The 22,145-nt window shown below is 72.0% G+C and carries 17 protein-coding genes and 1 pseudogene; 10 read left to right on the top strand and 8 right to left on the bottom strand.

Annotated features, from left to right (window positions below):
- Positions 1–102: 102 nt before the first annotated feature.
- The 3 genes from ACZ52C_RS02990 to ybaK all read left to right on the top strand — a co-directional run bounded on the left by ACZ52C_RS02990 (position 103) and on the right by ybaK (position 2,442).
- A complete protein-coding gene (locus ACZ52C_RS02990) occupies positions 103–1,113 on the top strand; it encodes a hypothetical protein (RefSeq protein WP_469073102.1) in 1,011 nt (336 codons plus the stop codon).
- 70 nt (positions 1,114–1,183) lie between these two features.
- On the top strand, positions 1,184–1,924 hold the full coding sequence (locus ACZ52C_RS02985) for an LON peptidase substrate-binding domain-containing protein (protein WP_469073101.1): 741 nt from the start codon (positions 1,184–1,186) through the stop codon (positions 1,922–1,924).
- A gap of 17 nt (positions 1,925–1,941) precedes the next feature.
- Complete coding sequence (gene ybaK, locus ACZ52C_RS02980) at positions 1,942–2,442, top strand: Cys-tRNA(Pro) deacylase (protein WP_469073100.1); 501 nt, start codon at positions 1,942–1,944, stop codon at positions 2,440–2,442.
- 248 nt (positions 2,443–2,690) lie between these two features.
- Here ybaK and ACZ52C_RS02975 read toward each other — a convergent pair whose 3' ends face one another.
- The 4 genes from ACZ52C_RS02975 to ACZ52C_RS02960 all read right to left on the bottom strand — a co-directional run bounded on the left by ACZ52C_RS02975 (position 2,691) and on the right by ACZ52C_RS02960 (position 6,726).
- The gene (locus ACZ52C_RS02975; RefSeq protein ID WP_469073099.1) at positions 2,691–3,365 is read right to left on the bottom strand and encodes a DUF2567 domain-containing protein; all 675 of its coding nucleotides are present in this window, start codon (positions 3,363–3,365) and stop codon (positions 2,691–2,693) included.
- 34 nt (positions 3,366–3,399) lie between these two features.
- Positions 3,400–4,224, bottom strand: a complete 825-nt coding sequence (locus ACZ52C_RS02970; protein WP_469073098.1) for an ABC transporter permease — start codon at positions 4,222–4,224, stop codon at positions 3,400–3,402.
- A gap of 106 nt (positions 4,225–4,330) precedes the next feature.
- The gene (locus tag ACZ52C_RS02965) at positions 4,331–5,356 is read right to left on the bottom strand and encodes an ABC transporter ATP-binding protein (RefSeq protein ID WP_469073097.1); all 1,026 of its coding nucleotides are present in this window, start codon (positions 5,354–5,356) and stop codon (positions 4,331–4,333) included.
- Between the two features lie 146 nt (positions 5,357–5,502).
- On the bottom strand, positions 5,503–6,726 hold the full coding sequence (locus tag ACZ52C_RS02960; RefSeq protein ID WP_469073096.1) for an NYN domain-containing protein: 1,224 nt from the start codon (positions 6,724–6,726) through the stop codon (positions 5,503–5,505).
- Between the two features lie 243 nt (positions 6,727–6,969).
- Between ACZ52C_RS02960 and ACZ52C_RS02955 the strand changes: the two genes are divergently transcribed.
- Positions 6,970–7,134 (top strand): hypothetical protein, encoded by a 165-nt coding sequence (locus ACZ52C_RS02955; RefSeq protein WP_469073095.1) that lies wholly within the window; start codon positions 6,970–6,972, stop codon positions 7,132–7,134.
- A gap of 132 nt (positions 7,135–7,266) precedes the next feature.
- Here ACZ52C_RS02955 and dnaE read toward each other — a convergent pair whose 3' ends face one another.
- Positions 7,267–10,806 carry a DNA polymerase III subunit alpha gene (gene dnaE / locus ACZ52C_RS02950; protein WP_469073094.1) on the bottom strand — a complete coding sequence of 1,180 codons (3,540 nt, stop codon included), beginning with the start codon at positions 10,804–10,806 and terminating at the stop codon, positions 7,267–7,269.
- Between the two features lie 214 nt (positions 10,807–11,020).
- Here dnaE and ACZ52C_RS02945 point away from each other — a divergent pair, with 214 nt between their 5' ends.
- From ACZ52C_RS02945 to ACZ52C_RS02935, 3 genes are all read left to right on the top strand, one after another.
- Positions 11,021–12,346: a DUF2252 domain-containing protein gene (locus tag ACZ52C_RS02945; protein WP_469073093.1), complete on the top strand. Its 1,326-nt coding sequence runs from the start codon at positions 11,021–11,023 to the stop codon at positions 12,344–12,346.
- Positions 12,347–12,430: 84 nt separating this feature from the next.
- Positions 12,431–13,114 carry a hypothetical protein gene (locus tag ACZ52C_RS02940; protein ID WP_469073092.1) on the top strand — a complete coding sequence of 228 codons (684 nt, stop codon included), beginning with the start codon at positions 12,431–12,433 and terminating at the stop codon, positions 13,112–13,114.
- A gap of 78 nt (positions 13,115–13,192) precedes the next feature.
- Positions 13,193–13,993: a DsbA family protein gene (locus ACZ52C_RS02935; protein WP_469073091.1), complete on the top strand. Its 801-nt coding sequence runs from the start codon at positions 13,193–13,195 to the stop codon at positions 13,991–13,993.
- 88 nt (positions 13,994–14,081) lie between these two features.
- Here ACZ52C_RS02935 and ACZ52C_RS02930 read toward each other — a convergent pair whose 3' ends face one another.
- Positions 14,082–14,732, bottom strand: coding sequence for a hypothetical protein (locus ACZ52C_RS02930; protein WP_469073090.1), 651 nt, complete (start codon positions 14,730–14,732; stop codon positions 14,082–14,084).
- 208 nt (positions 14,733–14,940) lie between these two features.
- On the opposite strand from ACZ52C_RS02930, the gene ACZ52C_RS02925 reads away from it, so the two are divergent.
- Complete coding sequence (locus ACZ52C_RS02925) at positions 14,941–18,171, top strand: helix-turn-helix transcriptional regulator (protein WP_469073089.1); 3,231 nt, start codon at positions 14,941–14,943, stop codon at positions 18,169–18,171.
- A gap of 158 nt (positions 18,172–18,329) precedes the next feature.
- Positions 18,330–20,006 carry an alkaline phosphatase D family protein gene (locus tag ACZ52C_RS02920; RefSeq protein WP_469073088.1) on the top strand — a complete coding sequence of 559 codons (1,677 nt, stop codon included), beginning with the start codon at positions 18,330–18,332 and terminating at the stop codon, positions 20,004–20,006.
- Between the two features lie 13 nt (positions 20,007–20,019).
- Here ACZ52C_RS02920 and ACZ52C_RS02915 read toward each other — a convergent pair whose 3' ends face one another.
- Positions 20,020–20,589, bottom strand: a complete 570-nt coding sequence (locus ACZ52C_RS02915) for a dienelactone hydrolase family protein (RefSeq protein WP_086802232.1) — start codon at positions 20,587–20,589, stop codon at positions 20,020–20,022.
- Between the two features lie 119 nt (positions 20,590–20,708).
- Between ACZ52C_RS02915 and ACZ52C_RS02910 the strand changes: the two genes are divergently transcribed.
- Positions 20,709–21,836 (top strand): mechanosensitive ion channel family protein, encoded by a 1,128-nt coding sequence (locus ACZ52C_RS02910; protein ID WP_469073087.1) that lies wholly within the window; start codon positions 20,709–20,711, stop codon positions 21,834–21,836.
- Between the two features lie 73 nt (positions 21,837–21,909).
- Here the strand turns inward: ACZ52C_RS02910 and ACZ52C_RS02905 are convergent.
- Positions 21,910–22,103, bottom strand: a pseudogene (locus tag ACZ52C_RS02905) (SDR family oxidoreductase); the annotation flags it as partial.
- Positions 22,104–22,145 lie beyond the last annotated feature (42 nt).

Genomic DNA, 22,145 nt, shown 5'->3' with positions numbered 1-22,145 from the left:
CCCTCCGTCTTCCCAGCGAACCATCAATCCGCGAAACCACGACGGTGAGCACCCGGTCCGCGCGTGCGGAACCGGGCGAGGCGCAAAAGGGGGCCAGGCGCCATGGATCCGCTGCGTGCGCTCGTCCGTACGGCCCGGATGGCACGCCACACCTCACGGCTCGCCGTGGGGCTGCCGGCCGACGACGAGGTGCTGCTCGACGCCCCCGACGAGCGGCTCGGGCCCGCGCTGGTGGCGGCCGGCCGCGGTGACCACGCGCCCGCGGCGAAGCTGCTGGCCACCACCCGGGAGTCGGCGGAGTGGGAGAACCGTGACCGGTACGCGTTGCGGCTCGCCGCCTTCGCCCACGCGCGCGACGCGTGGCTGCGGAGCTGGCACCGGGCCGCGCCGCACGACCCGGACGTCCTGCTGATCAGGGCCGAACTGGCGGTGGCCCGCGGCTGGCGCTCCCCCGCCCGGGCCGAACGGCTGCGCGAGGCCGGCCCGTTGATCACGGCGGCGGCCGAGGGCGAACCGCGCGACCCGGTGCCCTGGCGGATCGCGCTCGACCACGCCCGGGGCACCGGAGTGGGCCACACCGGCTTCGAGCAGCTGTGGACGGAGGCGGTCCGCCGGTCCCCGCACCACTACGGCTGCCATGTCGCGGCCCTGAAGTACCTGTCCGCCGCGTGGTACGGCTCGCACCGCGAGTGCTTCGACTTCGCCGAACGCGCCGCCGAGGACGCGCTCCCCGGGTCCCTCGTCCGGGCCCTGCCGGTGCGGGCGGCCTTCGCGTACCTCGCGGACGGCGGCGGGGCCGCGATCCCGCGCGCGCGTCTGGACCGGGCGGCGGACGGCGCGATCGCGCTCTCCGCCGAGTACGGGCCCGGCGACCCGTGGCCGGCCGAGGTGCGCAACCTGCTGACCTACGTCCTGGTCCGGCTGGAGCGCTGGTCGGACGCCCTGGCCCAGCTGCGCATGATCGGCCCGTACGCCACGTCGTTCCCCTGGGACCGGGTGTCGGACGATCCGCTGGGCCAGTTCCTCCAGCTGCGGGACGGCGTACGGCTGGAGGTGGCGTGCTCGATCCCGCTGCGCGCACGGCCGAAGAGGGCCGAGCGGGGCGAAGGGTAGCTCCCGGCGGAGGTCACCAAACGAGTACGGACGAACGCGCGCGCCCCGACGACCATTAGGCTCTGGCCTCGTGACCACCGTCCGGCTGCCGCTCTTCCCCCTGAACTCGGTGTTGTACCCGGGGCTCGTGCTTCCTCTGAACATCTTCGAGGAGCGCTATCGCGCCATGATGCGCGAGTTGCTGAAGACCCCCGAGGACCAACCCCGCCGCTTCGCCGTGGTCGCCATCCGCGACGGCCACGAGGTCGCGCCGAGCGCCCCGGGCATGCCGGATCCGACGGCGCTGCCCGACCGGGGCCCGACCGCGGGCTTCGGCGACCAGCCGACGAAGGCGTTCCACGCCGTGGGCTGCATCGCGGACGCGGCCACCATCCGGGAGCGCGACAACGGCACGTACGAGGTCCTCGCGACCGGTACCACCCGCGTGCGCCTGCTCTCGGTGGACACCACGGGTCCGTTCCTGGTGGCGGACCTGGAGGAGCTGCCGGAGGACGCGGGCGACGAGGCGGGCGCGCTCGCCGAGGGGGTCCTGCGGGCGTTCCGCCAGTACCAGAAGCGGCTCGCGGGCGCCCGGGAGCGCTCGTTGTCGACGGGCGCGGACCTGCCCGACGAGCCGGCCGTCGTCTCGTACCTGGTCGCGGCGGCGATGATGCTCGACACGCCGGCCAAGCAGCGGCTCCTCCAGGCTCCCGACACGGCGTCCCGGCTGCGCGACGAGCTGAGACTCCTGCGCGCCGAGTCCGCGATCATCCGTAGTCTGCCGTCGTTGCCCGCGTCGGAGCTGACGCGGGGCCCGACGAGCCTCAACTGACGCACACGAGAAGGCCGATGGCGAAGAAGTCGAAGAAGCAGCAGGCGGGCGGCACGCCCGCGACGGTGGCCCTGACGGCGGCGGGCGTGGAGTACACCGTGCACGCCTACGAGCACGATCCGGCGCATCCCTCCTACGGCGAGGAGGCGGCCGAGGCGATGGGCGTGTCGCCCGAGCGGGTGTTCAAGACACTGGTGGCGGACGTCGACGGCGCGCTCGTGGTGGCGGTCGTGCCGGTGGCGGGCTCGCTGGACCTGAAGTCGCTGGCGACGGCGGTCGGCGGCAAGCGGGCGGCGATGGCCGACCCCACGCTCGCGGAGCGCACGACGGGCTATGTGCGGGGCGGGATCTCCCCCCTCGGCCAGCGCAAGCGGCTCCGCACGGTGCTGGACGCGTCGGCGGACGCGCACGACACGATCTGCGTCTCGGCTGGGCGGCGGGGCCTGGAGGTCGAGCTGTCCCCGGGAGACCTCGCGAAGCTCACGGAGGCGGTGTCCGCGCCGATCGCTCGCGCGTGACGTTGGGGGGCGGCGCGTTTTCGGCTACGGGTGCGTGGGGGCTGGTCGCGCAGTTCCCCGCGCCCCTGAAAAGCAGGGGCTGCGCCCCGTGCTTTTCACCCCGCGGCCCCGTCGCCTTTCAGGCCCGCAGGGCCGTGGTCTTTCAGGCCCGCAGGGCCTGGTCTTTTAGGGGCGGGAACTGCGGAGAAACCCCACGCACCCGCACTCGCCAGCGCACCAGAACCCCCGAGCTATCAGGCGCCCGAAAATCACACCACCGGCGCGCCGTACCCGTCCTTCTCCGGCTCGGACTCGAGCGGCTCGGGATCGCGCGGTCCGAACAGCGCCGTCAATCCGAGGTGCACCAGCAACCCCGCGAACGGCCAAGCCAGCAGCGCGCCCTTCGCCCCGAGCTTCAGCGGCGCCGAGAACGTCACGCCCTGCCCGACCTCCTTCGCCCGCGCGGCGACATCCGTCCCGGGTCCGAGCCACACCCCGAGCCGCCACGCCACCACGGCCCCGAGCAGCCCGCCGACCAGGAGCGCCACGACGAGCGGCACCCCGCCGCGTCGGCGCAGCAGGAAGACGACGAGCGCGCTCAGCGCCCCCGCGCCCAGGGCCAGCAGGGTGAACGTCCCGTCGACACCCGCGGCCTGCTCGCCCTCGGTGTCCTTGAAGTAGACCGCCGACCCGTCGGAGACGAGCGGCACGTGCGGCGCGAGCCACCACCACAGGACGCCCAGCACCGCGCCGCCGAGCAGCGCCATGACCACGGTGACGACGGCGGCCTCGATCAACTCGGTCCTGAGCCCGGGGCCGACGGGCGGCTTCTCCGGCCCGTACCAGGGTTCCGCGTCGCCCCCGCCGCTGGTGGGCGGGGGAGCCCAGGGGTCGTTCGGGGACTGGTCGTGCGGCGGCGGAGGAGGAGTCAACGGTGCGGTCACTCTGCCATCGTGCCAGGCCCGGTCGCGCGCCGCGTCACCGGACGGCGGCCCGCCGGTACGCCCAGGTGGCGACGGCGAGCGAGACTACCCCGACCCCCGCGCACACGGCGAGGTCCCCGAGCACGAACGCCCAGTCGGGGCTCGGCCCGAAGGTCCGGGCGAAAGCCTCCACGCCGTACGTCGACGGCAGCAGGTCCCGGGCGAACTGGACGAAGCCCGGCATCCGGTCGGCCGGCAGCACGCCCAGCAGGAGCGCCGCCGACATACCGAGCTGCCCGAGCACGGTGGCCAGCTCCGGGCGCGGGGCGAGCAGCCCCAGCGCGGCGCCCAAGCCGGCGAGCGCGGCCCCGGCGAGCGGGATCACGGCGGCGAGCACCCAGAGGTGGGTCAGCGGCAGCCCGAAGAGCGCACAGCCGAAGACGGCGGTCACGACGGTCCCCGGCACGGTGAAGGAGGCGTACGCCCCCGCCGCGCCCAGCACCACGGCCGCCGGCGGCACCGGAAGTGTGGCGTAGTGGTCGAGTCCGCCGCTGGACCGCAGCTGCCCGAAGTACTGGGCCAGCAGGTTCAGCGCGACGAAGGCGACGACGAGCACCGACGAACCGGCGACCACGGCGTGCGCCTCGGCCCCGCCGTCCACCACACCGCGCATCAGGATCATGATCCCGATCGACTGGAAGGTGGCGACGAACAGCAGTGGGATCCGCGCGACCCGCGCCCGGGACAGCTGCGCCCGGTACACCGCGCAGAGCGACGGCCACAGGCGCGCGCGGGGCCCTAGCTCGGCGGCTCCGCGCTCCACGCGCTCCTCCACCGCCAGGGCCTTGCCCGGCAGGATCTCGGCGGGTACGACACTCACGTCGAGCTGCTCCTCTTCGCTTCGGCTGTCGCCCAGTTCCGTACGGCTGCGGCAGCCACGTCGTTCACCTTCGCACCGACTGTTCTCCGGCCCACGCCCGCGTCCCTCACCCCTTGACCAGTCCCTGCGCGCTGCCCGCGCTGCCGCCGAGCGCCAGGTAGACGTCCTCCAGGCTCGGCGTGGCGAGGGTGAAGTCGTCGAGCGCCACGAAGGCGGCGCCCCCGGTCACGGTGGCCACCACGGCACGCGCCTCCTCGGGTGCGAGCCGGAGCGTCCACCGGCGCCCGGACTCCACCGCGCGCGGGCGCAGGGCGACGACCTCGGGCACGTCCAGCGGGGCCTTCTCGCGCCACACCAGGTCGACCCGAACCTCGCCCGCGACCTGCTCCTTCAGCCCGGCCGGCGTGTCGCAGGCGATGACCCGGCCCTGGTCGAGGACGGCGACCCGGTCGAGCACGGTCTCGGCCTCGATGACGTTGTGGGTGACCAGCAGCACGGTGGCGCCGGACTCGGCGCGCCGCCGGTCGACGGCGGCCCACACGGCGCGCCGGGCCACCGGGTCCATCCCGCTGGTCGGCTCGTCGAGCACGAGCAGCGGGCGCTCCCCGACGAGGGCGGTGGCGAAGCAGGCGAGCCGTCGCTGTCCGCCGGACAGCTTCTTCAGGGGACGCGCGGCGAGCCCGGTCAGTCCCAGTTCCTCCAGCACCGCGTCCCGCTCGGCCCGCGCCCGCCGGATGTCCAGCCCGCGCAGCCGTCCGGTGGTCTCGGCGGCGAGCGCCACGGTCAGCTCGTCGAGGGCGGTGGACTCCTGGCCAAGATAGGCGAGGATCCGGGAGGCCCGCTCCGGGTGCCGCACGATGTCGTGGCCCAGGATCTCGACGGTGCCGTCGTCGGGCCGCATCAGCCCGGTGAGCTGCCGTACGAGGGTGGTCTTGCCCGCCCCGTTGGGTCCGAGCAGCCCGAAGATCTCGCCGCGCCGGACCTCCAGCGCCACCGCGTCGTTGGCCCGCACCTCGGGGGTCCCCGGTGTCCCGCGCCGTCCCCGGGTGGCCGGATAGGTCTTGGTGAGGCCCCGCACAGCGCACACGACATCCCCACCATGCCGGACCGCCTGTGCCGTACGCGTACTCACGAGGGACGAGCCTAAGGGGTCCGGAGGACTGTCCCCTCTCCGGGGCACCGCAGCGCGCCCCGGAGAGGGGCGCGGGGAACTGCGCGACCAGCCAGAATCAACCCGCAGTCGCCCGAAAACAGTCCGCCCCGGCCCGTGAGGCCCCCTTACCGCTCCCCCGCCGGCGCGTGCTCGACCCCCGTGCGCACATCGATCTCCCGCCAGAACCCGGCCCGGATCGCGTACCGGTCGTGCTCGTCGATCTGATCGTCCTTGTGCGCCAGCAGCCCGAACCGCGCCGCATACCGCAGCAGCTCCCCGTCCACCCGGTGCGGCACCCGCGGATACATCCCCGACAGCTTCTGCAGATGCGCCTGGTCGGTCAGCCGGGCCATCCACCGCCGGGCGAACACCTGTCCGACCTCGAAGGGGTCGCCGCCCACGGTCGTGATGTCCTCCTCCCGATCGGCCCACCGCTGCTCCGCCGAGGTCAGCTGCGCCAGCGTCGGCATCGCCGCGGCCTCCGGCGGCTCCGCGGCGCCCCCGGGCCGGTCCACCCAGCCCTTGTCGGAGGACCACCGGAGCGTGGCGGTGGCCGGATGCTGCACGGCGTGCGCCCCGGGCCCGCGCATCGCCGCCAGGTCCTTCGGCGTCGGTACGCCCTTGTGTGCGGACGCCCGCTCCTCGCTGCCGTTGCGCGCGGCACCGGCAGCCGAGGCGTGCTCGGGCTCTCCGGGTGACCGCTCGGCGGCCGCCGCGAGCGCCGACTCGGGCAGCGGGGCCGACAGGATCGCGGCGATCTCCGGCCGCGGCACCGGCTGGGGCGCGCAGACCCCGCCGACGTCCTTGGCCCGCACGGCCTTGGTGATCCACATCCGGTCGAGCACCCGCCGCTCGTCGGCCTCGGCCACCAGGTCCTCGGACTGGTTGTAGTCGCCGTCGGCCGCCTGCACCGCCCACAGGTGGACGGCGACGCCGTGCTCCTTGGCGGCCATCATGCCCGGCAGCAGATCCCCGTCGCCGGTCACGAGGACCACGTCGGAGCAGGCGCGGTTGCGGGCCAGTTCGGTCAGTTCGGCGTGCATGGCGGCGTCCACGCCCTTCTGCGCCCAGCGCCCGTCGCTGCGGGTCAGCGCGCCGAGCCGGACGGTCACCCGGGGCATCACGCGCAGCCTGCGGTGCTCGGGCTGCGGGACGCGGTCGGGGGCGCCGTCGAACCAGTAGATGCGCAGCAACGGCCGTTCGGTGTCGGCCTCGGCGCGCTCGCGCAGCCCCTGGATGAGGGCGGCGTGATCGACGGTGATGCGGGAGCGGGAGGGTTCCCCGGCGAGGAGGCTGGCGGCCGCGCCGAGCAGATACCCGGCGTCCACCAGGACGATGCAGCGGTCCACGCGATCCACCCTCTTTCCGGGAGGTTTGCTTCGGGCTTCCTTCGAGTCTGCCCGACCGCGCGGAGGTTAACGGCCGGAACTCGATCTTCGGCGTGGCGTATCCGGGCGCGCGCCCCCGGGTCGCGACTCGTGGTCCGACAACTCTCGTCACGGACGGTGATTTTCCGAAATGCGCACCTTGTCATGCTATGTGAGTCTGGTCGCGGCCCTGGCCCCTAGATCCCCCACAGGAGGCAGATCACCATGGCCAAGAACAAGAAGCAGGACCGTAAGCAGCCGCAGTCCGAGCGTGGTCAGCAGCAGACCCAGCAGTCCTCGCTGGAGTCGCAGGCCGAACAGCGCGTGACCCAGGTGACGCCCGGCGACATGGCCCGCAAGGGCCGGCAGAAGCGCTTCGGTCACAACTGACATCTGCGTAAAGGCTGTTGCAGCCCAGGTACACCGAGGGGCGCATCCGGAACACCGGATGCGCCCCTCGCGCGTTCACGCCTGTCGGACTCCGCGGCCCGCACGGGTCCGCCCGGACCCGCCCAGGTCCGCTCAGCCGGCCAGGCAGGACGGGCCGAGCAGCACCTTCAGATCGCCGAACAGGGCCGGGTCGGGCTTGACCCGGTGCCGGTCGAGGCGGAGCACGGTCGTCTTGGTCGGGCCCTGGAGCCTGATCCGGACCTCGCTGTCGCCCTTGTGGTGGGTGAGGATCTCGCCGAGCCGGCTGACCATGGGCGGGGTGACCCGGGTCGCCGGGATGGTGAGGATCACGGGCGCGTTGGTGCCCGCGTTCGACAGGTCGGGGACCTGCATCTCCATCGCGACGAGCCGCGGCACGTCCTCGCGCTTGTCGAGGCGGCCCTTGACGAACACGACGGCGTCCTCGACGAGTTGCGTGGAGACGAGCTGGTAGGTCGCCGGGAAGAACATGCACTCGATGGAGCCGGCGAGGTCCTCGACGGTGGCGATGGCCCAGGCGTTGCCCTGCTTGGTCATCTTGCGCTGGAGGCCCGAGATGATGCCGCCGATGGTGACGACCGCGCCGTCCGCGTGCTCGCCGCCGGTGAGCTGGGCGATGCCCGCGTCGGCCTTGTCGGCGAGCACGTGCTCCAGGCCGAAGAGGGGGTGGTCGGAGACGTAGAGACCGAGCATCTCCCGCTCCTGGGCGAGGAGATAGGTCTTGTCCCACTCGTCGGTGGTGAACTCCACGTCGAGCCCGAAGCCCGGCTCGCTGCTGTCGTCCTCGCCCATGCCGCCGAAGAGGTCGAACTGGCCCTCGGCCTCCTTGCGCTTGACCGCGACCACGTTGTCGATCATCGGGTCGAAGTGCGCGGTGAGGCCCTTGCGGGTGTGCCCCATGGAGTCGAAGGCGCCCGCCTTGATCAGCGACTCCGTGGTCCGCTTGTTGCAGGCGACCGCCTCGACCTTGTCGAGGTAGTCCGGGAAGGAGGCGTACTTCCCCTTGGCCTTGCGACTGCGGATGATCGACTCCACCACGTTCGTCCCGACGTTGCGGACGGCGGAGAGGCCGAAGAGGATCACGTCGTCGCCCTGGGCGGCGAAGTTCTGCTCGGACTCGTTGACGTTCGGCGGGAGCACCTTGATCTTCATGCGCCGGCACTCGTTGAGGTAGACCGCCGACTTGTCCTTGTCGTCCTTGACCGAGGTGAGCAGCGCGGCCATGTACTCGGCCGGGTAGTTGGCCTTGAGGTACGCCGTCCAGTAGGAGACCAGGCCGTACGCGGCGGAGTGGGCCTTGTTGAAGGCGTAGCCGGCGAACGGGACCAGCACGTCCCACAGGGCCTGGATGGCCTCGTCGCTGTAGCCGTTCTTCTTGGCGCCGGCCTGGAAGATGGTGAAGTTCTTCGCCAGTTCCTCGGGCTTCTTCTTGCCCATCACGCGGCGGAGGATGTCGGCCTCACCGAGGGAGTACCCGGCGATGATCTGGGCCGCCTTCTGCACCTGCTCCTGGTAGACGATCAGGCCGTAGGTGACCGCGAGGACCTCCTGGAGCGGCTCCTCCAGCTCCTTGTGGATCGGGGTGATCTCCTGGCGGCCGTTCTTCCGCTCGGCGTAGTTGATGTGCGAGTTCATGCCCATCGGGCCGGGCCGGTAGAGGGCCGAGACGGCGGAGATGTCCTCGAAGTTGTCGGGCTGCATCTGGCGGAGCAGCGAGCGCATCGGGCCGCCGTCGAACTGGAAGACGCCGAGCGTGTCGCCGCGGCAGAGCAGTTCGAAGGTCTTGGGGTCGTCCAGCGGGAGCGAGAGCATCTCCAGGTCGATGCCTTTGTTGGCCTTCACCATCTTGATGGCGTCGTCCATGATCGTGAGGTTGCGCAGGCCGAGGAAGTCCATCTTCAGCAGGCCGAGCGACTCGCACTGCGGGTAGTCCCACTGGGTGATGGTCACGCCGTCGGTGTGCCGCACCCAGATCGGGGCGTGGTCGACGATGGGCTCGCTGGACATGATCACGCCGGCCGCGTGCACACCCATCTGCCGGACCAGGCCCTCGACGCCCTTGGCGGTGTCGATGACCTTCTTCACGTCCGGTTCGTTCTCGTACATCGCCCGGATCTCGCCCGCCTCGCCGTAGCGCGGGTGGGAGGGGTCGGTGATGCCGTTGAGGTCGATGCCCTTGCCGAGGACGTCGGCGGGCATGGCCTTGGTGAGCCGGTCGCCCATCGCGTACGGGTAGCCCAGCACGCGCGCGGAGTCCTTGATGGCGTTCTTCGCCTTGATCTTGCCGTAGGTGCCGATCATGGCGACCTTGTCGGCGCCGTACTTCTCCGTCACGTACCGGATCACCTCGACGCGCCTGCGCTCGTCGAAGTCGATGTCGACATCGGGCATGGAGATGCGCTCGGGGTTGAGGAACCGCTCGAAGATCAGGCCGTGCGGGATCGGGTCGAGGTCGGTGATGCCCATGGCGTACGCGACGATCGAGCCGGCCGCGGAGCCACGGCCGGGGCCGACCGCGATGCCCTGCTTCTTGGCCCACATGATGAAGTCGGCGACCACGAGGAAGTAGCCCGGGAAGCCCATCGAGATGATGGTGTCCATCTCGTACTCGACCTGCTTCATGCGGTCGTCCGGGATGCCGTCCGGGAAGCGGCGGTGCATGCCGCGCATGGTCTCCTCGCGGAACCAGCTGACCTCCGTGTACCCCTCGGGGATGTCGAACTTCGGCATCAGGTTCCGGGCCTCGAACATGCCCGTGGTGTCGATCTGCTCGGCGACCAGCAGGGTGTTGGCGCAGCCCTCCTGCCAGGCGTCCGAGGAGTCGATGGCGTACATCTCGTCCGTGGACTTCAGGTAGTAGCCGGTGCCGTCGAACTTGAAGCGGTCCGGGTCGGAGAGGTTCTTGCCGGTCTGGATGCACAGCAGCGCGTCGTGCGCGGTCGCCTCGTGCGCGTAGGTGTAGTGCGAGTCGTTGGTGACCAGCGGGGGGATGCCGAGCTTCTTGCCGATCTCCAGCAGGCCGTCGCGGACCCGGTGCTCGATCTCGATGCCGTGGTCCATCAGCTCCAGGAAGTACCGGTCCTTGCCGAAGATGTCCTGGTACTCGGCGGCCGACTTCAGGGCCTCGTCGAACTGGCCGAGGCGCAGCCGGGTCTGCAGCTCGCCGGAGGGGCAGCCGGTGGAGGCGATGAGCCCCTCGGACCACTGGGAGATGGTCTCCTTGTCCATCCGGGGCCACTTCTGGAGCCAGCCCTCGGCGTACGCGTCCGAGGAGAGCTTGAAGAGGTTGTGCAGACCGGTCTTGTTCGCCGCCCAGATCGTCTTGTGCGTGTAACCACCGGAGCCGGAGACGTCGTCCCGCTTCTGGTGCGGCTGACCCCACTGGATCTTGCGCTTGTTGCGGCGGGACTCGGGGGCGACGTACGCCTCGATGCCGATGATCGGGGTGACGCCCGCCTTCTTCGCGGAGTGGAAGAAGTCGTACGCCCCGTGCAGATTGCCGTGGTCGGACATGGCGATGTGGGTCATGCCCATCTCGTTGCACGCGTCGAACATGTCCTTGAGCCGCGCGGCACCGTCCAGCAGCGAGTACTGGGTGTGGACGTGCAGGTGCGTGAACGGCGGCTTTGACACGGCTTCGGCCTCCAGGGGACACAGGGGAAACAGGCGTGAACGACTTCCCCACGGGCTGCGGACAGTCTGGGGGACAGCGTCGAAGTCTATGCCTCGGCACTGACACGGCGAGGGGTGTGCCCCGTACCTTTCGGGGAGGAGTCGTGGGCACTCCCGTGCGCGCTCGCACGTTGAGAGGTCGACCCACCCGTGATCCACCAGGAGGCACCCAGCGATGTCGGTTCCGCAGCTCAACGACGAGCGACGCGGTGAGGAGATCCTCGCCGTCTTCGACACCGCCTTCGGCCGGCTCCTCGCCGCCGACCCGGCCGCGTTCCGCGTGAAGTTCCGGAAGATGGCGGCCTCGGCCTTCGCGTTCTACCGGGGCACGGCGTGCCTGTTCTACAAGGACCTGGACGAGGAGAAGTCGGCCGGACCGTACCTGGACGAGCGCACCTCGCGCGTGTGGATCCACGGCGACCTCCACGCGGAGAACTTCGGCACGTACATGGACTCCACGGGCCGTCTGATCTTCAACGTGAACGACTTCGACGAGGCGTACGTCGCCCCCTTCACCTGGGACCTGAAGCGTTTCGCCGCCTCCGTGGCGCTCATCGGGTACGCGAAGGCCCTCAGCGACGAGCAGATCACGGAGCTGGTGGAGATCTACGCGGCCGCCTACCGCGAGCGGATCCACGCCATAGCGACCGGCGCCAAGCGGGACGAGGTCCCCCCGTTCACGCTGGACACCGCCCAGGGCCCGCTGCTGGGCGCGCTGCGCGACGCCCGCTCGCTGACCCGTTTCGGCCTCCTGGACTCGATGACGGAGATCCGCGACTTCGAGCGCCGCTTCGCGCCGGGCGGCGGCTCCATCGAGCTGGACGCGGCGACGCGCTACAAGGTGCTGGCCGCCTTCGACGGCTATCTGGAGACGCTGCCGGAGTCGTCCCTGACCCGCCCCGACTCGTACCGGGTGAAGGACGTCGTCGGCCGCCGGGGCATCGGCATCGGCTCGGCGGGGCTGCCGTCGTACAACATCCTGCTGGAGGGGCAGAGCGACGCCCTGGAGAACGACGTCGTGATCTACATCAAGCAGGCCCAGACCCCGGCGGTCTCCCGGCACATCACCGACGAGCGGATCCGTGACTACTTCGAGCACGAGGGCCACCGCACGGTGATCTCCCAGCGCGCTCTGCAGGCGCACGCGGACCCGTGGCTGGGCTGGACCGAGCTGGACGGCGCCGGACAGCTGGTCGCCGAGGTCTCGCCGTACGCGGTGGACCTGGACTGGAGCGACATCGACGACCCGGAGGAGATCGCGGCGGTCGTCGCCGACCTCGGCCGGGCCACGGCCACGATGCACGCGGCGGCGGACGACCTGACCGGACAGTCCCTGGTCCCGTTCTCCACGGAGCGGGCCATCGACGCGGCGATCGCGGCCGACGAGGAGGGCTTCGCACCCCTCCTGGTGGACTTCGCGCACGCGTACGGGGCACGCGCGCGTGCGGACCACCAGATCTTCGTCGACCTCTTCCGCAACGGCCGGATCCCCGGTCTGTAGACGTCCGACATCCTTCCGTGTTCGTCACTCACAGGGGCCCTTTAGCGGTCCCTTACGGGTGAACGTGGGAGACTCTCCGACGCCATGGACATATCCGGGACCCACTTCAGAGCCGTACGCGCGGCGCTGTTCACGGCGATCGTCGTGACACTCGGCACCGCGTCGCACGTGCTGCTGTCCGGGGTCCCGCTCCCGCTCACCGCCGTCGCCGCGATCGCCGCCGCCGTCTTCCTCGTCGCCTACGCGCTGGCCGGCCGCGAGCGCGGCTTCGGGCGCATCGCCGGTGTGCTGATCCCGCTGGAGCTGACCGCCGACACGGTCTTCACCGCGGGTCAGCACGCCTGCTACGGCGAGGCGGGCGGCCCCGTCACGGGTCCGCTGCGCCAGGTCGGACTGGACGTCCTGTGCGGCGGCAGCGTCGGCGCGCCGCTGGCGCGGGTCACCGGCGGCTCCGAGCGCGCGGCCACGCTGCTGGCGGGCGCCGGTCCGACGGCCGTCTGGCTGCTGCTCGCCGCGCACATCGGCGTGGGGCTGCTGGCCGCCGCCTGGCTGCGGCGGGGCGAGCGGGCGCTGGCCCAGCTGCTGGACGCCGCGGTCGCCGCCGGCTTCCGTCCGCTGCTGATCGCGGTCGCCTCCGTCCTGGTGCGGCCCGCCCCGGCGGAGCACCGGCCGAGGCGCGTCGCGCACCGTACGGCCACCGCCCGCACCCTTCTCTTCGCCCACTCCCTGGGACGGCGTGGACCGCCGTGCTCGGTCACGTTCGCGTGACCGCCTTCCGAGCACGAGCACATCCCCGTCACACCCATCCGCGCACCCGGGTGCGCGTTTCCCAGGGAGTTCACCCTTATGAGCAAGCGGAACAGCAACGCGGCGAAGTCGGCGGCCCGTGAGCGGCTGCGTCTGGAGCGCGAGCGCCAGGCCAAGCGCGCCAAGGTCCGGCGTCAGGCGATCGTGGCGTCCTCCATCGTCGCGGTCCTCGCGATAGCGGGCGGCATCGGCTACGCCGTCGTCCAGAACAACAAGCCCACGAAGTGGGAGGCGGCCGCCGACGCCACGGTGGTCGCGCCGGCCAACGCCTCCGGCAAGAACGGTACGACCGTACTGATCGGCGACTCCAAGTCCGACAACGTGGTCCACCTGTACGAGGACCCGCGCTGCCCGGCCTGCGCCAGTTTCGAGCAGACCGTCGGCGAGACGGTGAACAAGGGCATGGAGGACGGCGACTACAAGCTCTCCTTCACTCTCGGCACCTTCCTTGACGGCAACCTCACCGGCGAGGGCTCGAAGAACGCGCTGAGCGCGCTCGGCGCCGCCCTGAACGTCAGCCCCGAGGCCTTCCTCGACTACAAGGCGGCGCTGTACTCGGCGAAGTACCACCCGGAGGAGTCGACCGACGAGTTCGCCAAGGACAGCTATCTGATCAAGGTGGCGAACACCGTCGACGCGCTGAAGAACAACAAGAAGTTCCAGGACGCCGTCGAGAAGGGCACCTACGACGCCTGGGCGATGCGGATGAGCAAGACCTTCGACGACGCCGAGGGGGTCGAGTCGACTCCGACCATCAAGATCAACGACAAGAAGATCACCAACCCGTCGTCGGTCGCGGACTGGGAGAAGTCGCTCAAGGACGCGGGCGTCACGAAGTAGCGACCTGGCGGCCGTAGCCGCGTGCTCGACGCGGCTACGGCTACGGCTACGGCTACGGCTACGGCTACGGCTACGGCTACGGCTACGGCTACGGCGCGATGTACGGCTTGACGCGGCCCCGGTAGTCCTCGGACCGGACCTCGTTGTAGTACTTGTCGGCGTCCTCGTCGTCCGAGGTGAAGATGTAGACCGGGCATTCGTCCGACTCGACCTTGCCGCTGTACGTGTACTGCTCCTTGCCGGTGCGCGCCTCGACGACCCGCAGCCGGTAGGAGGTGTTGTACGTCTTGATCTTCAGCGGCTTGCCGTCGGCCTCCATGTCGCAGACCTTGCCGGTCGCGGTGGCCTTGGTGCGCTCGACACAGACGACCAGCTCCGCCTGTGCCGGCTTGTCCTCGTAACCGAGGAACCAGCCCTTGGGGAAGTCCCCGTCGAGGGGCACGCTGCTGTTCCAGCCGTCGCCGGTGCTGTTCATCAACTGCGCCGGGTGCACCGTCTTCTTCGTACGGTCGTAGGCCGGTAGTCCCGCGAAGCCGAGTCCGTCCGCGCAGACCCGTTCCAGGTCCTGGGTGGTCAGCGGAACCTCCGGCTCGTCGGCGGCGGCACCGGCCGACGACGACCCGCCGCCGCTACCTCCACCGGGACTCCCGGTGCTCCCGGTGTTCCCCGCGGATGACGAACACCCGCTCAGGACCACGCCCAGCACTCCGGCGGCGACCCACACCCGGGCACGCTGCATCGACGACCTCCCTGCCGAAAAGAGAAAGAAGCAGGCAGGGCATGTCCCCCCGGGTCATGCCCTGTCCCCCCTGCCCTGCCGAGACAGAAGCGTGCCGGACTCCGACGCGCCGGGTATCGGGGAAGACCCCCCATGTAGTTGTGCGACCCCTGTGAAAGAGGGGGCTACTCTGTACGCGCCTCGAAGAGGTGTGCGAGGAGTACGGGGGTTGCCACGACCATCCCAACGGGGCGCAGGGGGCCTGGAGTTGTCGTCGTTCTCGGTGGAGCCGTCCTTCTCGTCGCTGTCCTCGCCCGCCCTGGTCGGCAGGGAGGCGGAGCGCGAGCTGCTGACGGCCGTCGTCCGGGCGGGCCGGGACGGGCACGGCTCCTCGGTGTTCGTGCTGGGCGAGCCCGGCATCGGCAAGTCCCGGCTCGTCGAGGAGGCCGCGTCCGCCGCCGCGCGCACCGGGGCGCGTGTCCTGCGCGGGCGAGCGGCGTCCGCCGGGCGCGCGGTGCCGCTGCGCCCCCTCGCGGAGGCCGTGTTCTCCGGCCTACGGGGCGAGGGTGCGCCCTCGGACGGCGAACTGGGCCTCTACGAGCCCCTGCTGACCCGGCTGTGCGGGCTGGCACCGCAGGACGGCGCACCCCTCGTCGGGTACGCCGAGGCGGTGCTGCGGCTGTTGCACGTCCTCGGCCGGGACGGCGGCTGTGTCCTGGTGCTGGAGGACCTGCACGACGCGGACGCCGACACGCTCGCCATCGTCGACTACCTGACGGACAACGTCTCCGGGCAGCGGACCGTCCTGCTGGCCACCCTGCGCGGCGAGTCCGGCCCGGCGCTCGACCTCGCCGGGGCCGCCACGTCCCGCCGCACGGCCCGCACGATCCGGCTGGCCCGCCTCGGGCCGGCCGGCACCGCCGAGTTGGCGGCCCGCTGTCTGGGCCACGACTCCGCCGAAGACGTCCCGGCCGCGGTACTGAACCGGCTGCACACCGTCTCCGAGGGCGTTCCCTTCGTGGTGGAGGAACTGCTGCGCGCCATGGTCGACGGGGGCGGGCTGGTCCGGGAGGGGGACTCCCGCTGGGCAGTCACCGGCTCGCTCGACGCCGGTGTCCCCGCCACCGTCGCCGCCGCCGTCCTGCAACGTGTGGACCAGCTGCCGCCCGCGGGTGTCGCCCTCCTGGAGGCGGCGGCGGTCCTCGGCCGACGCTTCCCCGTGGACGTCGCCGCCCGCGCCGCCGGCCTGGACCCCACCACCGCCCTCCCCCAGCTCCGCCACGCCTCCCACGCCCACCTCGTCTCCGGCGCCACCACCCCCGCCGACCCCGGCTGGCACACCTTCCGCCACGCCCTCACGGCCGACGCCATCAGCGGCCGCCTGCTCCCCGCCGAACGGGCGGCCCTGTGCCTGGCGGCGGCCGACGCGATCGAGGGGGCGTGGGGGGTGAGCGACGAGGAGGCGAGCCCTGACGTGACGCACACCGGTGGCGACACCCCGACACGCCCGATCACACCGAGCACGACACACCACGACACGCCCAGCAGGGGCGCCCCGCCCGCCGAACCCGACCTCTCCGCTCTCGCCCTCGCCCAGCCCCCACCCCCCGCGCCCGCCCAGTCCGCCACCCCGGCCCGCACCCCCCACCGCCCCCTCGGCGAGGACGCCCGTGACGATCTGTACCGGCTCGCCGCGGAGTTGTGTGTCGCCGGTGGCCGGCCGGCGCGGGCGGCCGTGCTGCTCGCCCGGGCCGGTCGACAGGCCGTCGCGCGGGGCGCGCTGCTGACCGCCGTGGAACTCCTCGACCGGGGCCTGGAACTGATCGCCGACACGCCGGACGCTCCCCCCGAGGCCGTGGCCCGGCTGCTGGAGGAGTTGCTCGGCACGCTGGTCCTCACCGGCGACGTACGACGCGTACCCGAACTCGGTGACCGGCTGGACCGTGTCCTGACGGTCTCCGGCGCGCCGGCCGGCCGACGGGCGGCGGGTTTCCTGATCCGGGCGCGGGCCGCGGCGACCGCGCAGCAGTGGGAGGAGGGCCTGACCGCCGTACGGCGGGCAAGGGAACTGCTCGGCGACTCGCCCGACCCGGCGTCCCGCGCCGCGCTGGACGCGGTCGCCGCCCACCTGATGCTCAACTCGCAGCGCCCGGACCGGCTGGAGAGCGCCCGCGCGCTCGCCGAGGGCGCCGTCGCGACCGCGGAGGAGGTGGGGCTGCCGGAGGTGGCGTGCAAGGCGCTCAACATGCTCGGCTACTGCCTGCGCCCCCGGGACCTGGGCGAGGCGGAGGACGCGTTCACCCGGCTGGTCGCGACCGCCGAGGCCCACGCGCTGCCGGTGTGGCGGATCCGTGGCCTGCTGGAGCTGGGCGTGCTCGACCGTGTCCGGTTCACCGGCACGGACCGGCTGCTCGCCGCGCGCGCGGCCGCCGAGGACACCGGCGCGGTGCTCATGACCGCCTGGGCCGACATGCATCTGACCCTCTCCCACATCCTGCGCGACGAACACGACCGGGCCGCGGAGTCCGCGCGTCGCCTGCGGGAGACGGCCCGCCGACTGCGGTTGCGCGAGGTGGAGCTGATCGGCGCGGGCGTGGACGGCATCATCGCCGCCTCGCTCGGGGAGCGGGAGAGGCTCGACGCCACCCTGCGCACGCTGGAGCGCGCGCTCGCCGGGCGCAGCGCGGGGGCGCTCTGGGGTTACGCCGACACCTCGGTGTGGGGCTGGGCCCAGGGCATCTGCTCCCTGCTGCGGGAGGAACCCGACCGCGCGCTGGCCGAGTTCACCGAGGCGGACGCGGTCATGCGGGCCCTGCCCAGCACCCGTGGCGTCACCGGGTTCCTCGGGCCGTACCTCCTGCTGCGCACCCTGCGCGGCACGACCGACTGGGGTGAACTGGACGGCCCCGGCACCGAACGGCTCGCCCAGGTCCACTGGGACCGCCCCTTCGCCGGCTGGTCCCGGGCCGTCCTGCTGGGCCGCGAGGGCCGCGGCGCGGAGGCCGCCAAGACGGCGGAGGAGGCCCTGACCAGCACCGCCGCGATCCCGCTGGCCGCCCACCTCTGTCTGCGGCTCGGCGCCCAGGCCGCGCTCGCCGACGGCTGGGGCCGGCCCGTCGAATGGCTGCGCGCCGCCGAGCAGTTCTTCCACGAGCGGGGCACGACCCGCGTGTCCGCCGCGTGCCGGGCGCTGCTGCGCGACGCCGGCGCGCCCGTGCCGCGCCGCCGCCAGGGCCACGACACGATCCCGCGAGAGCTGCGCCGCGTGGGGGTGACGGCCCGGGAGTACGAGGTGCTCCGCCTGCTCGCCGCCCGGCTCGGCAACCAGGAGATCGCCGACCACCTCTTCCTCTCCCCGCGCACCGTGGAGAAGCACCTCGCCAGCCTCCGCCACCGCACCGACAGCCCCGACCGCGCGGCCCTGATCACCCTGGCCAGACGCTACGCCGAGGACCGGTGACCCGCCGGGGCGCCGGCTCACCGGAGACCGCAGAACCCTGTGCGTCGGCCCGCTCTCGCGCACCCGGTACGACGAACAATGCACGACCGTCTGAACATTGAGCGGATTTCGGGCTTCTGTCTTACCTCTGGCCCTACTCATCAGTAATCTCATCCGCCGTGACCAGTCGCAGATCTCACTCCAGCCCCGATTCCCCGACCCGGCCCACGAGTTCGCCCGCCCCGAGCCGCCGTACGGTGGTCAAGGCGGCCACGGCCGGTGCCGTCCTCGCGGCACCGCTGGCCGCCGCGATACCGGCGCGCGCGGCAGAGGCCCCCGCCTTCCTGCACGGGGTCGCCTCAGGTGACCCGCTGCCCGACGGTGTCCTGCTGTGGACCCGGGTGACGCCCACCGCCGCCGCGCTGCCCGGCTCCGGCGTCGGCCCGGACGTCGAGGTCGGCTGGACCGTCGCCCTGGACAAGGCGTTCACCCGCGTCGTCGCCAAGGGGTCGACGACCGCGAGCGCCTCCTCCGACCACACCGTCAAGGCGGACGTACGCGGTCTGGCGCCCGCCACGGACTACTGGTTCCGTTTCTCCGCCGGCGGCACCGACTCGCCCGCCGCCCGCACCCGCACCGCCCCGCCCGCCGACGCCGCCGTCGCCGGGCTGCGCTTCGGCGTGGTGTCCTGCGCCAACTGGGAGGGCGGGTACTTCGCGGCCTACCGTCATCTCGCCGCGCGCGGCGACCTGGACGCGTGGCTGCACCTCGGCGACTACATCTACGAGTACGGCACCGGCGCGTACGGCACCCGCGACAAGGTCGTACGACCGCACGCGCCGAGCCACGAGATCGTCTCCCTCGCCGACTACCGCGTCCGGCACGCCCGTTACAAGACCGACCCCGATCTCCAGGCCCTGCACGCGGCCGCGCCGGTCGTCGCCATCTGGGACGACCACGAGATCGCCAACGACACGTGGTCGGGCGGCGCCGAGAACCACACCGAGGGCGCGGAGGGCACCTGGGCGGCCCGTCAGTCGGCGGCCAAGCGGGCCTACTTCGAGTGGATGCCGGTACGCCCGGCGGTCGCGGGCACCACCTACCGCCGGTTGCGCTTCGGCAAGCTCGTCGACCTCTCGCTGCTCGACCTGCGCTCCTTCCGGTCGCAGCAGGTGGGCGTGGGCGACGGCGAGGTCGACGACCCGGACCGTACGCTGACCGGCCGGGCCCAGCTCGACTGGCTGAAGGCCGGGCTGACGTCCTCGGACACGACCTGGCGTCTGGTCGGCAACTCGGTGATGATCGCCCCGTTCGCCCTCGGCAACCTCACCGCCGACCTCGTCGAACCCCTCGCCGAACTGCTGGGGCTGCCGAAGGAGGGGCTCGCCCTCAACCCGGACCAGTGGGACGGCTACACCGACGACCGCCGCGAACTCCTCGCGCATCTGCGGGCGAACGCCATCCGCAACACCGTCTTCCTCACCGGCGACATCCACATGGCCTGGGCCAACGACGTACCGGTCAACGCCGGTACGTATCCGCTGTCGGCCTCCGCCGCGACCGAGTTCGTGGTCACGTCGGTCAGCTCCGACAACCTGGACGACCTCGTCAAGGTCCCCGAGGGCACCGTCTCCGCGCTGGCCTCCCCGCTGATCCGCGCCGCCAACCGGCATGTCCACTGGGTCGACACCGACCGGCACGGCTACGGCGTCCTGGACATCACCGCCGCGCGGGCGCAGATGGACTTCTACGTCCTGTCCGACCGCACGAAGGCCGACGCGACCTCGTCCTGGGCGCGCTCGTACCGGACGCGGAGCGGGACACAGAAGGTCGAGCGGACGTACGACCCCGTGTGATCCCGCCCACGGCTCACAGGGTGTCGAGGAAGCCGAGCGCCACCTGCCAGGTGGCCTCGGCGGCCTCCTCGTCGTAGTCGGGGAGGTCGGGGTCGGTGTAGAGGTGGCCGGCACCGGCGTATCTGTAGACCTCGACGTCGGCGCCGGCCTTGCGCATCTGGAGGTACCAGGCGCTCAGCCAGTCGTCGGGCTCGAAGGGGTCGGGCTCGGCGACGTGCAGTTGAACCGGCAGGTCGTCCACGGACGCGGTGGCGGCGATGTCCGACGTGCCGTGCAGGAGCAGCAGCCCGCGCGCGTTCTTGTCGCCCAGGGCGAGGGTCTGCGCGACGGCGGCACCGAGCGAGAACCCGGCGTAGACGAGCCCTCGCTCCGAGTAGGGCGCCGCGGCCAGGACCGCCCGCTTGAGAACCTCCTCCCGGCCCAGCTCCTCGTTGAGGGCCCGGCCGTCCTCGACCGTGTCGAACGTCCGGCCGCCGAAGAGGTCGGGGGTCCACACCTCGTGTCCGGCGGCGCGCAGCCGGTCCGCGGCCTGGCGTACGGCGGGCCGCAGACCGTAGGTCGAGTGGAAGAGCACGATGTTCATGAGGCCATGGTGCCAGCCGGGTCCGACAGCGGGTCCGCCGACCGGTCCCGGCGCCCGTACCCCGAGCGCGGCCGAAGTCACATGTTCATCACCCCGCGAGGCCGGTTACGTTCGAAGGCATGGAGAACCTACTCCGCCCATTGATCGTCATCGGTGGCTCGGTCGTCCTCACGCTGCTCATCGGCTGGACGACCGATCTGCTGCTGCGCAAGGCGGACCAGCGGCACCACGAGACACCTCTGTGGGGCCTGCTGCGCCGCGGCCGCATCCCCTACCAACTGGTCCTGTGCGCGGCCTTCCTGAGAGCGTCGTACGACGAGGCACAACTGCTGGAGCAGCACCGCACCGCCGTCGGCCGCACCCTGACGCTGGTGCTGATCGGCGCGACGGCCTGGCTGGTGATCCGCATCGCGGCGGCGATAGTGGAGACGACGTACAGCCGTTACGCCCGCACCCACCGCGATCCCGCCCGGGTACGCCGGGTGCGGACCCAGGTGACGCTGATCATGCGGGTCGTCTCGGCGATCGTCGGTGTGGTGGCGGTGGCGTCGATGCTGCTGACCTTCCCGGCGATGCGCGCGGCCGGCGCCTCACTGCTGGCCTCGGCCGGACTGCTGGGCATCGTCGCCGGTATCGCCGCGCAGTCCACGCTGAGCAACCTCTTCGCCGGGCTGCAGATCGCCTTCGGCGACATGGTCCGCCTCGGTGACGTGGTCGTCGTGGAGGGCGAGTGGGGCACGATCGACGAGATCACCCTCACGTTCCTCACGGTCCGCACCTGGGACGAGCGCCGGATCACGATGCCTGTGTCGTACTTCACCTCGAAGCCGTTCGAGAACTGGTCCCGGGGCGGCGCCCAGATGACCGGCACGGTCTTCCTGCACGTCGACCACGCCGCGCCGCTGTCCGCGATGCGCGACCGGCTCCGCGACATCCTGCGTTCCTGCCCCGCCTGGGACGGCCGCCACTACGACCTGACGGTCACCGACTCGACGCCCTCCACCATGGAGGTGCGGGCCCTGGTGACGGCGAAGGACCCGGACGACCTGTGGACCGTCCGCGTCGCCGTCCGCGAACAGCTCATCCACTGGCTCACCGAGACCCACCCGTACGCCCTCCCCCGCGTCAACACGGCCGACGCGGTCCTGCCCCCGACCCATCCCCACTCCCACAACGGCGACGGCAGGGCCCTGCGCACCCACCGGAGCCGTGTCCACGAGCCCCCGAGGGCCCCGGACCGGGGGTGAGCGCGGCACCGTCCGCGCCTCGACATGAACGTGGGGCGGCCCCGGCCACCGGGTCCGCCCCACGCCCGCGTCGACCGCGTTCCGCGCCCCCTCGCCCTGGACGATCTGCGCGATGACTTGCCCCACGCCGGGCGACGCGAGCCGCGCCTCCGCCACCGGACCGGGCGCCACGACGTTCACCGTGATCCCGCGCGGCCCGAACTCCCGTGCCAGATCGAAGGCGTACGGGCGCAGCGCGGCCTTGGACGCGGCGTACGCCCCGCTCCCCACCAGAAACCCGTACATCCCACCAAGGAGACGGGCGGGCGC

It is taken from the genome of Streptomyces sp. NPDC034049 (assembly GCF_055575575.1).
The sequence above is the reverse complement of the archived record's forward strand: the minus strand, read 5'-3'. Positions and strand labels throughout refer to the sequence as shown.

Bases quoted from the DNA above. Each gene is read 5' to 3' on its own strand.
- ACZ52C_RS02990 (WP_469073102.1), top strand. From the start codon at position 103: ATGGATCCGCTGCGTGCGCTCGTCCGTACGGCCCGGATGGCACGCCAC.
- ybaK (WP_469073100.1), top strand. From the start codon at position 1,942: ATGGCGAAGAAGTCGAAGAAGCAGCAGGCGGGCGGCACGCCCGCGACG.
- ACZ52C_RS02955 (WP_469073095.1), top strand. From the start codon at position 6,970: ATGGCCAAGAACAAGAAGCAGGACCGTAAGCAGCCGCAGTCCGAGCGT.
- ACZ52C_RS02945 (WP_469073093.1), top strand. From the start codon at position 11,021: ATGTCGGTTCCGCAGCTCAACGACGAGCGACGCGGTGAGGAGATCCTC.
- ACZ52C_RS02940 (WP_469073092.1), top strand. From the start codon at position 12,431: ATGGACATATCCGGGACCCACTTCAGAGCCGTACGCGCGGCGCTGTTC.
- ACZ52C_RS02935 (WP_469073091.1), top strand. From the start codon at position 13,193: ATGAGCAAGCGGAACAGCAACGCGGCGAAGTCGGCGGCCCGTGAGCGG.
- ACZ52C_RS02930 (WP_469073090.1), bottom strand. From the start codon at position 14,732: ATGCAGCGTGCCCGGGTGTGGGTCGCCGCCGGAGTGCTGGGCGTGGTC.
- ACZ52C_RS02915 (WP_086802232.1), bottom strand. From the start codon at position 20,589: ATGAACATCGTGCTCTTCCACTCGACCTACGGTCTGCGGCCCGCCGTA.
- ACZ52C_RS02910 (WP_469073087.1), top strand. From the start codon at position 20,709: ATGGAGAACCTACTCCGCCCATTGATCGTCATCGGTGGCTCGGTCGTC.